The 11,950-nt window shown below is 58.6% G+C and carries 10 protein-coding genes; 4 read left to right on the top strand and 6 right to left on the bottom strand.

Annotated elements, in window-relative coordinates; translation table 11 throughout:
* Positions 1-314 precede the first annotated feature (314 nt).
* Together HV340_RS05575 and HV340_RS05570 are read left to right on the top strand one after the other, a co-directional pair.
* Positions 315-788 carry a heme-binding protein gene (locus HV340_RS05575; protein ID WP_020885120.1) on the top strand — a complete coding sequence of 158 codons (474 nt, stop codon included), beginning with the start codon at positions 315-317 and terminating at the stop codon, positions 786-788.
* A 45-nt stretch (positions 789-833) separates the two neighbouring features.
* On the top strand, positions 834-1,526 hold the full coding sequence (locus HV340_RS05570; RefSeq protein ID WP_181216362.1) for an outer membrane beta-barrel protein: 693 nt from the start codon (positions 834-836) through the stop codon (positions 1,524-1,526).
* Between the two features lie 155 nt (positions 1,527-1,681).
* Here the strand turns inward: HV340_RS05570 and HV340_RS05565 are convergent, their stop codons facing one another.
* The 3 genes from HV340_RS05565 to HV340_RS05555 are packed head-to-tail and all read right to left on the bottom strand — an operon-like array spanning position 1,682 to position 4,705.
* Entirely contained in the window at positions 1,682-2,548 is an 867-nt protein-coding gene (locus tag HV340_RS05565; protein ID WP_047357044.1) for an HlyD family secretion protein, read from the bottom strand.
* A complete protein-coding gene (locus HV340_RS05560; protein ID WP_020885123.1) occupies positions 2,545-2,760 on the bottom strand; it encodes a DUF1656 domain-containing protein in 216 nt (71 codons plus the stop codon). The genes HV340_RS05565 and HV340_RS05560 overlap by 4 nt, the downstream gene beginning before the upstream one ends.
* The gene (locus tag HV340_RS05555) at positions 2,750-4,705 is read right to left on the bottom strand and encodes an FUSC family protein (RefSeq protein ID WP_249415714.1); all 1,956 of its coding nucleotides are present in this window, start codon (positions 4,703-4,705) and stop codon (positions 2,750-2,752) included. The genes HV340_RS05560 and HV340_RS05555 overlap by 11 nt, the downstream gene beginning before the upstream one ends.
* A 118-nt stretch (positions 4,706-4,823) precedes the next feature.
* Here HV340_RS05555 and HV340_RS05550 point away from each other — a divergent pair, with 118 nt between their 5' ends.
* A complete protein-coding gene (locus HV340_RS05550; protein ID WP_025204769.1) occupies positions 4,824-5,618 on the top strand; it encodes a helix-turn-helix transcriptional regulator in 795 nt (264 codons plus the stop codon).
* On the opposite strand, the gene HV340_RS05545 is transcribed toward HV340_RS05550, so the two are convergent.
* Positions 5,615-6,505 carry an oxidoreductase gene (locus tag HV340_RS05545; protein ID WP_181216360.1) on the bottom strand — a complete coding sequence of 297 codons (891 nt, stop codon included), beginning with the start codon at positions 6,503-6,505 and terminating at the stop codon, positions 5,615-5,617. The genes HV340_RS05550 and HV340_RS05545 overlap by 4 nt on opposite strands.
* A 143-nt stretch (positions 6,506-6,648) precedes the next feature.
* Here HV340_RS05545 and HV340_RS05540 point away from each other — a divergent pair, with 143 nt between their 5' ends.
* Complete coding sequence (locus HV340_RS05540; protein ID WP_025204771.1) at positions 6,649-7,770, top strand: YbdK family carboxylate-amine ligase; 1,122 nt, start codon at positions 6,649-6,651, stop codon at positions 7,768-7,770.
* On the opposite strand, the gene HV340_RS05535 is transcribed toward HV340_RS05540, so the two are convergent.
* Together HV340_RS05535 and HV340_RS05530 are read right to left on the bottom strand one after the other, a co-directional pair.
* Complete coding sequence (locus HV340_RS05535) at positions 7,721-10,855, bottom strand: efflux RND transporter permease subunit (RefSeq protein ID WP_181216359.1); 3,135 nt, start codon at positions 10,853-10,855, stop codon at positions 7,721-7,723. The two genes, HV340_RS05540 and HV340_RS05535, sit on opposite strands and share 50 nt — an antisense overlap.
* 9 nt (positions 10,856-10,864) lie before the next feature.
* Positions 10,865-11,926 (bottom strand): efflux RND transporter periplasmic adaptor subunit, encoded by a 1,062-nt coding sequence (locus HV340_RS05530; RefSeq protein ID WP_104440481.1) that lies wholly within the window; start codon positions 11,924-11,926, stop codon positions 10,865-10,867.
* Positions 11,927-11,950 lie beyond the last annotated feature (24 nt).

The following is an 11,950-nucleotide window of genomic DNA, read 5'->3' as shown; positions in this document are numbered from 1 at the left end:
TTACTTTTCCTCACACGCTGTCGAGCGGGCGCCTGCGCCTGGCCTGTTTTTCACCGACAAGGACTACACGCCTATAGTCCTTCCCTTACACGCCTATCATCCTGCCCTCATGTATCTCACTGACCTGGAATTTATATAGTGACCCCGTTGTCACCATGGCAACGTTTTTGAAATAAAGAAGGTTGCCATGTTAAATAATTTATTTGAGACCACTACAACAGAACTGCGTTTTCTTATTCTGATGCTCTTGCTGATCAACCTCACGGGCGTTTTATTTTTATTATTTACGCCTCATTAATTAAAAGGTATTCCTTGTGAAAAAGACATTTCTTATTCTGCCTGTGCTCACAGCATTAACCATGACTGCGCACGCTAAATCATTGACGCAGTCCACCCTGTCTCTGGAACAGGCATCTGTACTCGCCAGCGAAGCCGTTAAATCGTGCAGCGCTAAAGGCTATAACGTCAGCGTGACGGTTGTCGATGCTGCAGGCCTCACCCGTGCGGTACAGCGTATGGATAACGCCGGGCCACACACCCTGACAGCCAGCTATCAGAAAGCGTTTACCTCTGCGTCCAGCGGAGCGGCGACCAGCCAGCTTCTGGAAAACTCAAATAAGTATCCGGCGGCGAAAAACCTCGGCGATATCCCGGGTTTCTTATTACTGGCTGGCGGCGTACCGGTTAAAGAAAATAACGCCACCATCGGTGCCATTGGTATTGGCGGCGCGCCGAGCGGTGATATTGATGAAGCCTGCGCACTCGACGCTATTAAAAAGCTGAAATAAGTAAAGCTATCTGTCATTTATCGGAAAGATAAAAAGGAACTTATTATGAACGTAACGCCACGTGTTTTATTCGCCTCTGTGATTTCACTGTGCGCTTCCGGCCCGGTACTGGCTGCCGAAAACGTAAAAGAAGGCTATTACGGTGCCCTGAACCTGATTGACACCCATCAGAAGGCCAAGAGCATGAACCTGAGCGAACGCCCGGGGATCGGTTCATTTGTGGCCGGGGACGAAAAAGAGCACAAGCTGAACGGTTCCGTGGCCGCTGGCTATCAGTTCGGCAATAACTGGCGTACCGAAGCGGAATATGTGTTTAAAGAAAAAACAGAATTCACCAGCGGCTCTTCCACGTTTACGACCAGTTTCAACCACATGAAAGTTGATTCTGAACGTGCAATGCTCAACGTTTATCGTGACTTTATGATCACCGACAAATTCGCCCTGTACGCAACGGCGGGTGCCGGTGTGGCGAAAGTGAAAGTGGGTGGCTGGCAGGGTAATGACACCCGCGAGTTTGCTGGCAACACGCAAACCAACTTTACCTACTCCGTGGGTGCAGGTGCGTCTTATGAAGTTATCGACGATCTGACCCTGTACGCCACTTATCGTTATGTCGATATGGGCAATATCGAAAGCGGCCGTAACACCTTTGTCAACGCCCGTGATCAGCAGGATGAAAACCTGCGTGGACGCCTGGTGAACAATGAATTTGTATTCGGCGTGCGCTACGTCCTGTAAGGCACGTTGACAGACAGTTTCATCACCCTCATTTCAGGTATTTTTCCTCTCTTTTATGCCACTTTGCCTGTCCTTACCGCCTGTCTGCCGGGCGGTAAGGTTTTTTTGCTCAAGAGCGCTCACTATCGGATTTCCCTTCAGTACGCTGACGCCCCTCATTCCGGCACCACCTCCACGCTCGCCGACAACCCGGCTACCAGCTCAATCCCCTTCGGCAATGCATCAATATGTATGCGCACCGGGACGCGCTGCGCCAGCCGCACCCAGCTAAACGTCGGCTCGACGTCGGGAAGCCCAAGCCCGCCCGTCTCATCGTTGTTATCACCGATCCCATGGCCGATGCTCTCGACATGCCCGGCAATCACCGGTTCATAGCCCATCAACACGATATGCGCCGTGTCCCCAACGCGAATATGGCGAAGTTTGGTCTCCTCAAAATACCCCACCACCCAGAAACTGTGCGCATCGACGATGGCGACCTTAGTCTCCCCCGCGGTGGCATAGTCCCCCGGGCGAAGCCGCAGATGGGTGATATAACCCGAGACGGGAGCCCGTACGGTGGCGTGGGACAAATTAAGCTCGGCCAGCTCCAGCGCAGCCAGCGCACCGTGATAATTCGCCACCGCGACGTTCGCGGCGCTGCCCGTTTGCTGTAAATCCTCGCTGGAAATCGCGGCTTTAATCTGTGCACGTCGTCTGGCGGCATCCTGTCGCATCACCATCTCATGCCGTCTGGATTCCACCTCAGCCTGCGCGCTGGCCACCGCCAGCGTGAGCCAGTGCGGGTCGATAGCGTAGAGCACATCGCCCCGGTTAACCCACTGGTTATCCCGGACGGCCACGCGGATTACCGGCCCGGATACGTCCGGCGCAATCTGTACCACATCCGCCCGTACCCGGCCGTCGCGGGTCCAGGGCGTTTGCGCATAATGTTTCCACATCATAAAAGCCAGAAGTGTGGCCGCCGCGACGGCACATAACGTCAGCGCATAGCGACCGACCAGAGAAAGTAATGATTTCATCTAAATAACCCCAGCGCGGTCAGGCCCTGCATCAGCAGGAAAAAGGTGACCAGATAAGTTGAAACGTCCAGCAGCGGGCGAAAAGGCAAACGACGGTAGAGCCTGCTGAGCGATAAAAGCGCGATGAGTGCCAGCGTGCAGGCCAGCGCCGCGAGCGCGGTGACAAGCAGTCCCGGGATAAAAACGCCCCCGATATTCAGATCATTGACCATCGTCTGTCCTCCGTAATGCGCAATGCAAATCCACCAGATGGCCGACAAACTGGCGCGTTTGTGCATCTGCGGCAGGCAAACAGAGGCGGATGTGGTCGGCGATGTGTTCACGCAAGGCGTCGGTGTCGTTCAGGTGATACAGACGCGCGCTGATCTCTCTGCTCGCGGGCATATCGCAGCGGCGTAAATGCATCACCGAAAGGCCGATGCGCAGCGCGCGCAGCAGCGGGTTAAGCACCTGCTCTGAGGCACGTCCGCTGCGCTGCAGGCGCGGCAATAAAAGGGCAGCGCGGTCAATCATCAGATTGGTCCAGTGCGTCTCATCCAGCAGAAGCTTGCCCTTCACGCTGCGACGAATATCGCGCTGGCACAGCGTGTGCAGACGTGCGATGGCCGCGTCGGCCTGCACGGTTTGCAGCAGGCTCATGCTGATAACAGCAAAGCCGGTTGCGGCAAACAGCGCAATGGCGGTATTGGCCGCCGAGGCAAAGTCTCCGCTGTAGTGGGCACCCAGCTCGCACAATACCGGCAGCGTCAGGGTGATCCCCATCGCCATAAACGTGGTGGGAGGACGTGCCTGAAGTGACCCGGCCAGCAGATATACCGGCGCCAGCACGGCCACCAGCACGGGGAAATCGCTCACCTGCGGAAGCAGCGCAAAGCTGTACAGCAGGCTAATCAATACGCCCCAGAACGAGCCAATAATGTATTTCACTATGTGCGGAGCCGGGGTGTCGAAACTGCCAAACAGCGTGCAGCAGACCCCAAGGATAGAGACCGCCGTGCTGCCATCGGGCCAGGCGGAGAAGATCCAGACCAGGCAGCCGCTCAGGATGATGGCGAACGCGCCCAGCGCGGTGCGGGCGGCAGTAAGAGGATCGCGGTGAAAAACATACCCTTTAACTGCCCTGCCTGCCGTCAGTCCATGGGCGGGCTTCGCATGGTGGATGGCATCAGAAAGACGTTCGCACTGCTGCAACAGCGTAATGGCCTGCGTCAGATAACGGACAAAACTGGCCTGTAGCGCGTTGTTCATCGTCCGGGCCCGTGCAGCGTAGCGCTCTGCGAGCTGTTCACTGCGTGCTATTAACGCATCTGCCGTGCTGTGGTGTGCAGCATCTTCATCCCCCAGCCAGGCCTGAACGTCGTCGAGCAATACCTGCAACCCGACAGGCACCGTCGCCGGTAAGCGATCGCGTAATTCACAGTTGACGATGACCAGCCGCGCCAGTCGGTCATGGATAGCCTTTCTGCCCTGCCGCACCGGAGCAGACAGGGCAAAATCATACGGAATATGGTGGCTTATACCCTGCAGAAACTGCAGCGCCAGCGCCAGATGCAGCGGGTCTGAAACCGCGACGGGTTTGCCTGCGAGGGTGTCAGCCACCCGATCACGCGCGGCGCGCAGGGTTTGCGATAACTTACTGTTGAACAGGCCGGAGATACGCGCGGGTAACACATAGCGATGTATCAGCGCCGCGCAGAAGATCCCAATGACAATCTCCTGCACACGGATAATAGCGATATTAAAAATCCCGCCGGGGTCGGATACCGCAGGAAAACCAATCAGGCTCGCAGTGTACCCGGCCAGCACAAAGGCATACGCCCGCGGGGTGCGCTCCAGCAGAGATAAATAGAGGCAGAACGTGATCCAGCCCGACAGTATCACGCTGCAGAGGATCGGCATATTGACGAAGTCAGGCACGATCGCAACGGTGGCGCAGGCCCCCACAACGGTGCCGGCCAGACGATAGAGACTTCTGCTCAGCGAGGCCCCCACCGACGTCTGCGAAACGATATAGACGGTAATAATGGCCCACGATGGACGTTCGAGGCCTATCGACAGCGCAATGGAGTAAGCGAGCATCGCCGCTGCAAAACTTCTCGCGGAATAGAGCAGCGCGCTGGCATCGTTACGCAGCACGGGAGATAAGCGCTCACGCATGGCGCGCCACGAATGAAAATGAAAAGCGTTTAATATGTTCATGCCAGAATTATTACTGGCTTGCGAACCCGCTTAAATACTCTATTATGTCAAAAAATACCTAAATGTTGCCAGAAACGTGAAACCTCAACTTGCCAATACGCTCTTCGACCCTGACGCCACCGCATGCCCGGCCGTAGCCCGACATCTGGATTTCGTGGAGTACGCCGCGGAAGTGCCGGTGCACACCCACCGTAAGGGGCAGCTGATTATTGCTTTGTATGGCGCGGTGATTTGTCATGCGGAAAATGATATCTGGATCGTGCCGCCAGACTGTGCCGTCTGGATCCCTGGCGGGATCGCACACAGCGCCAAAGCGACCTGGAATGCTCATCTCAACTATCTGTTTATTGAGCCCGGTGCCGCCGCGCTGCCGGAGAAATGCTGCACGCTGGCCATTTCCCCGTTAATCAAAGCGCTGGTTGACCGTTTGACACATGAACGCGTTGATTATCCGCCAGAGAGCCATGCCGCGCGGCTGACCAGAGTGACGCTTGATGAGCTCGCCAGCATGCCGCAGCAGAAGCTGAGCCTGCCCGTTTCAGCCCATCCCAAAATTCGCGCCATGGCCGACGCGCTGGTCAGCCATCCTGACGACAGAAGCACCCTGAAAGCATGGGCGAAACGGCTGGCGCTGAGCGAGCGCTCCTTTGCGCGTTTGATGGCGCGCGAGACCGGGCTGAGCTTTGGCCGCTGGCGTCAGCAGCTGCAGTTGATTATTGCTCTGCAGGAGCTGGCAAGCGGTGTCCCGGTCCAGAACGTGGCGACAACGCTTGGGTATGAATCCGTGAATGCGTTTATCACCATGTTCAGGAAAGCCATGGGCACCACGCCCGCGCACTATTTTGCCGAACGAAAAGTCAGCGGCCGTTAACCCGGCCCTTCGCTGCCTGCAGCAAGCAGGGGAACCAGCACATCGCTAATCGGAACGGGAATACCGTGAGCACGACCATAGCGCTGGATCACGCCGTTGCGGATATCCCACTCCATGGGACGGTTGGCCTGACGATCGGCCAGGATAGACGTGCCTAAATCGGCAGGTGCGCGCTGGAAATTCGCCAGGATCTCCTGCGCAACGTCATCGTGCAGCACCGCGCCTTCTGCTCGGGCCACGGCAAGCCCCTCGCGCAAATACGCCAGCGCCAGCTCGCTGATATCCTCACGGGAGAACATCCCGGCACGACGATTCGCAAGCACCATCAGGCCTGCAACCGCATTTTGCAGCAGCTTGCGCCATGCGACGGTAAGAAAATCTGCCGACAAGTCTACCGCGCAGCGCGTGCCGTTCAGCGCATCAGCCACCCGTTTTGCCTGCGGCACATCCGGCAGCGTCAACCGCGGACTGGCGCGCAGCCAGACGGAGGCATCCGGCTCACGCTGCGCCGGAAACCAGACCACCGACGGCAGTACCGTCGCGCCATTGACCCACGGTGCCAGCTGGGCCTTTTGCTCGACGCCGTTTTGCAACGCGCAAACCACCGTGTTTTCATCGCACAGCGCGTTCAGCCATCCCGCGCTGTCGGCGTTCTGGGTCGTTTTCACTGCGATAAAAACCAGATCGTACGGACGATCGATGACCGTCGGATCGGTTAATACCGGACCGGGTACCACGATTTCACCCTCATCGTGCCGCAAACGTAATTGCGGATGTGCGGTACGTCCGCACAGTTGCGGCGTGCGGCCTGTCTCATGCAGCACCGCAGCGATAGTGGTTCCGATTGCACCGGGTCCAATCAGCGCAATGGTTGGATAGTCAGACATTGTTAACTCCCCTGGTCGCTAAAGCCCTAATCAGTGTGCCGTGGCGTTCAGCATAGCCGCCACACGTCCCTTTATACCACCGCCTGAAGTGGGAGCCATACCCGTTGTCTATACTCATTTCATCTACGACAACGGAGTGCACCATGCCATTACCCGATTTCCATTCCTCTGAACCTTATACCCTTGGTATTGAACTTGAACTGCAGGTGGTTAACCCGCCGGGGTACGATCTGAGCCAGGACTCCTCCGCCCTTATCGCTGCCGTCAAAGACGACATCAAAGGTGGGGAAGTGAAGCACGATATCACCGAGAGCATGCTCGAAATCGCCACCGGCGTGTGTCAGAACATTGATCAGGCCGCCGCACAAATCTCGGTGATGCAGCAAAGTATTCTGCGCGCCGCTGCGGAGCAGCATATTCAGATCTGCGGCGGTGGGACGCACCCTTTCCAGAAGTGGCAGCGTCAGGAGGTGTGCGATGACGAGCGCTATAACGTCACGCTCGAACGGTTTGGCTATCTGATTTTGCAGGCGACGGTATTCGGCCAGCACGTGCATGTCGGGTGTCGGACCGGCGACGACGCTATTTATCTGCTGCATGGTTTGTCGCGCTTTGTCCCCCACTTTATTGCTCTGGCGGCGTCCTCACCCTATATGCAGGGTACGGACACAAAGTTCGCCTCGTCGCGACTCAATATCTTCTCGGGATTTCCGGATAATGGACAGATGCCGTGGGTGAACAACTGGCAGGAGTTCGAAGGGCTGTTTCGTCGTCTGAGCGCCACCAGCATGATCGACAGCATTAAAGATTTGCACTGGGATATTCGCCCCAGCCCGCATTTTGGCACGGTCGAAGTGCGGGTGATGGATACACCGCTGACGCTCGGCCACGCGATCAACATCGCCGGGTTGATTCAGGCGACGTCTCACTGGCTGCTGACCACGCGGCCCTATAAGCATCAGGAAAAGGATTTTCTGCTGTACCGCTTTAACCGTTTTCAGGCATGTCGTTACGGGTTAGAGGGCATTCTGACGGACGTGCAGACTGGCGAGCACAAAACCGTGGCGGAAGATATTGCGTGGCTGCTGGAGCAGGTTGCGCCGTCGGCCGAGAAGCTCGGCGCGACGAGCGCGATTAAGGAAATAGCCCTGATGTTAAAACAGGGCAAGAGCGAGGCGCAGCGCATGCGCGATTTTATCGCAGACGGCGGTTCGCTTATTTCTCTGGTTCAGAAACATTGCGAGCTGTGGGCGACGAGTCCGTAAGGCGATGCCCCCACTCACGCAGGCGCTGGAACAGCACAAACAGCGCCGGGATAAACAGAATGCCGACCACGGTGGCCACCAGCATCCCGCTGAACACCGTGGTGCCAATGATGCGGCGGCTCTGCGCCCCTGCCCCGGACGCCAGCATCATCGGTAGCACACCGATAATAAATGACACCGCCGTCATCATCACCGCCCGGAAGCGGCGGGAGGCACCTTCACGGGCCGCATCGACAATCGCCATCCCCTCATGACGCCGTGCGCGGGCAAACTCGACGATCAGGATCGCGTTCTTGGCCGCCAGCGCGATTAACAGCACCAGGCCAATCTGCACATACACATCGTTGGCGTATCCCGCGATCCACAGCCACACCAGCGCGCCCCCGATGGCGAACAGGACTGAGAGCATCACGCTCGCGGGCAGCGTCCAGCTCTCATACTGCGCGACAAGGAACAGCCACGCCATAACCACTGCGGCCAGGACAATCCAGATGGCCTGATTTCCGGTCTGCTGCTCCTGATAAGACATCCCGCTCCAGGCATAGTCGTACCCGGCAGGCAGGTTTTCCGCCAGAAGCTCGCTCATCACGGCCATCGCCGTGCTGCTGCTCACGCCGTCTGCCGCCGACCCGCTCACTGACACCGACGGGAACTGGTTGTACTGCTGCAGGAACGGTGCGCCAACGGTCGGGGTAATCGTGACAAGATTACTCAGACGCACCCGCTCACCGTTATTGCTGCGCACGAACAATTCGCTGATTTGCCCGGCACGCTCGCGCCACTGCATTTCGTTCTGTACCACCACGTGGTAGACGCGGTTGTAAACGCTAAAATCGCCGGCACGCGTGCCGCCAAAGGCGGTTTGCAGGCTGCTGAAGATGCGCGAGACCGGCACGTCGAGGCGGGCAGCGCGCTCACGATCAACGGTCAGCGTCAGCTGTGGCACGTTGCTGCTCCAGGTGGTAAACACCCGGTTAAGCTGCGGATGCTGGTTAGCTTTTATCAGAACGTTGCGGGTAACGCGTTCCAGCTCCGCCGGGCTTTGCCCCGCCTGGGCCTGAATACGCAGGTCGAAGCCGGAGGCGTTGCCCAACCCCGGCAACGTCGGCGGGGCGAAGGTCATGATGGTCGCTTCCGGCAGCGCCAGCAGCTGACGCTGCAGCGTTCCCATCACCTCATCAAGCGGCGGACGCTCCCCCCATGTCTTCAGCATGATGGAGATAAACCCGCCGTTAGACGCGCTGGTACCGTTGAGAATGTTAAAACCGGAGACCTGAATCACATCCTCTACCGCAGGGTGTCTGGCGATAAGCTCCCGCGCGGTGGTCATCACCGCTTCGGTACGCTCCAGCGACGCCGCTTCCGGCAGTTGCACGCTGGCGAAGAAGTAGCCCTGATCTTCCTGCGGCAGGAAGCCCTTTGGCATCGACATAAAGCTGAACACCACCACGCCCGCCGCGCCGGCCGTTGCCAGCAGCACCAGCCACGTACGGAGGTTAATGCAGTTAACGATGCGGGTATAAACGGTGCGCGTGGTATCCAGTCCGCGGTTGAAAACGCGGTAAACCGCGGCTGGCTTCTTCGGACGCGGGCGCAGCAACAGCGCACAGAGCGCTGGCGTCAGGGTCAGCGCCACCAGGCTTGAGAGCGTGACGGCGGTAGAGAGCGTGACCGCGAATTGGCGATACAACTCCCCCACGATCCCCGGCAGCAGCGCCACCGGCACAAACACCGCCAGCAGCACCAGGGTGGTGGCAATCACCGGCCCGGCAATCTGGCGCAGCGCCTGTGCGGTAGCCGCCGTGCGGCTTTGCCCTTCCGCCATTAGCGTTTCAACGCTCTCCACCACCACAATGGCGTCATCCACCACCATGGTAAGCGCCAGAATAATGGCGAACAGGCTGAGCGTGTTGGCCGAATAACCGAGGGTATAGAGCACCGAAAAGGTGCCGACCAGCGACACTGGAATGGCGAGCGCCACAATCAGCGTCGCACGCCAGCTCTGCAGAAATAAGGAAACCACCACCACGACGGCGAGCAGGGTCAGCGCCAGCGAGACACCAATCTCCTTGATGGTCGCGGCGACAAAGGTGGTGGTATCGAATTTGACTTCATAGGTCAGATCGTCCGGGAAGCATGCAGAGAGTCGCGCCAGCTCCGCGCGAACCGCATCGGCTACGCGCAGGGCATTGGCGGACGGCGTAGGGTAGATGCCAAGATAGGCCGAGTCATGCCCGTTCAGCTGGGCGCCGGAGCTGTAGCTGCGCGACCCCAGTTCAATCGTGGCAACATCTTTCAGGCGCACCAGCTGGCCCATCTCCCCCGCACGGATAATGATGTCTGCAAAGTCCTCAGCCTGATTTAAACGCCCCAGGCCGTTAATCGTCAGGGTTTGCTGCTGGCCGTTAAACACAGGCGGCGTTCCGACCTGGCCTGCCGCCCCCTGGACGTTCTGCTCGCGTAACGCCTGAGCCACGTCATCGGTGGTCACGTTCAGGGCGTTCATGCGATCCGGACGCAGCCAGATACGCATGCTGTAGTCGCGCGCGCCAAACATCTGCACCTGCCCGACGCCCGGCAAACGCGCCAGCGCTTCACGCACCTGCGTGCTGGCGTAGTTACTGACGAAAAGCGGCGTGTGGGTATTGTCCGGTGAGTAAAGGCTTACCCCCATCATCAGATTGGTGGCGCGTTTACGCACCTGCACGCCGTTTTGCTGCGCCTCGGTGGGCAATTGCGCCACAGCCTGCGCCACGCGGTTTTGCACGTCGATGGCGGCCAGATCCGGATCGGTCCCTGCCGCAAATGTGATGTTCAGGCTGTAGGCACCTTCATCGGAACTGGTGGATTCCATATAGAGCATGTGATCCACGCCGTTAAGCTGAGTCTCCAGCGGCGTGGCAATGGCTTCCGCCACGTCAGCCGAACTGGCACCGGGCCAGCTGGCGGAGACATTCACCACCGGTGGGGTGATCTGCGGGTACTGCTCCACCGGGATAATCTTCAGCGCGATGGCACCCAGCAGGGTTATCACCAGCGCAATCACCATCGCGAAGCGCGGGCGTTTGATGAAAAACGTCAGCATGATGGCTCCTTAATTCAGTATCTGGACGGCTGCGCCAGGCTGTACGCGCTGGGCACCGTCGGTGATCGCTCGCTCACCGGGATGTAAGCCGGATGAAATCTCAAACTGCTGGCCAATCTGTCCGGCAATCTTCAGCGGGCGTTTTTCGGCTTTGCCTTCTGCGTTAACCACCCAGGCAAAGAATCCCTCGCCGTTTTGCTGTACCGCCGCAGCGGGTACTGTCAGCACCGGCTGCGCGCTTGCCGGACGCAGGTAGACATTCACATTGCCGCCCGGCAGCAGCTGATGGCGCGGGTTGGCGAATTCGGCGCGCAGCATCACGCTGGCGGTACGCGGGTCGATACGATTGTCCACGGAGGTCAGTTCACCGCTCAGGCGCTGACCATTGCTGTCAATCCGCGCCTGCCAGGCGCGCTTCAGGGCGCTGATATCCGCATGTTGTCCGGCTTTGGTGGCAAACGCCCCCTCTTCCAGCGCAAAGGCGATACGGATCGGATCAAGCTGCACGACATCCACCAGCACGCCGCTTGACGGGTTCACCAGGCTGCCGGCATGGAACTGGCTGTGCCCCACGCGGCCATCAATCGGCGATGTGATGCGCGTGTACGCCAGCGTCACGTTACGGGTTTCGAGGCGAGCTTTCGCCTGCTCCAGCGCAGCACTGGCGACATCGCGCTGCATGCGCGCGTTATCCACGTCGTGACGGCTGATGGCATTGCTGTTGCCCAGGCTTTCAAAGCGTGAAAGCTGCTGCTGCGCCTGACGCAGCGTGGCTTCCGCGCTCTTTACCTCAGCCTGTGCCAGACGCACGGCGGCGCGTGGCTCGGCATCGTCCAGCTCAAACAGCACGTCACCTTTTTTCACGTATTGTCCGTCGCGAAAATGAACCTGGGTAATCACGCCTTCCGTGCGCGCTTTTATCTCGACGGAATGAATGGCTTCAATGCGGCCAGGCACGTGCCGTTCAGCGGCGTGGGTCGTTTGCTCCACAACCGCCACGCGAACCGGAATGGCAGCAGCAAACGCGGGTTGAAAGAGGGCGAGGAGGACAAACAGGAGCGGGAATTTCATGGGGATGTACCTCTGATGTGCTTC

It is taken from the genome of Enterobacter sp. RHBSTW-00975 (assembly GCF_013615235.1).
Lineage (GTDB): Bacteria > Pseudomonadota > Gammaproteobacteria > Enterobacterales > Enterobacteriaceae > Enterobacter > Enterobacter ludwigii.
The sequence above is the reverse complement of the archived record's forward strand: the minus strand, read 5'-3'. Positions and strand labels throughout refer to the sequence as shown.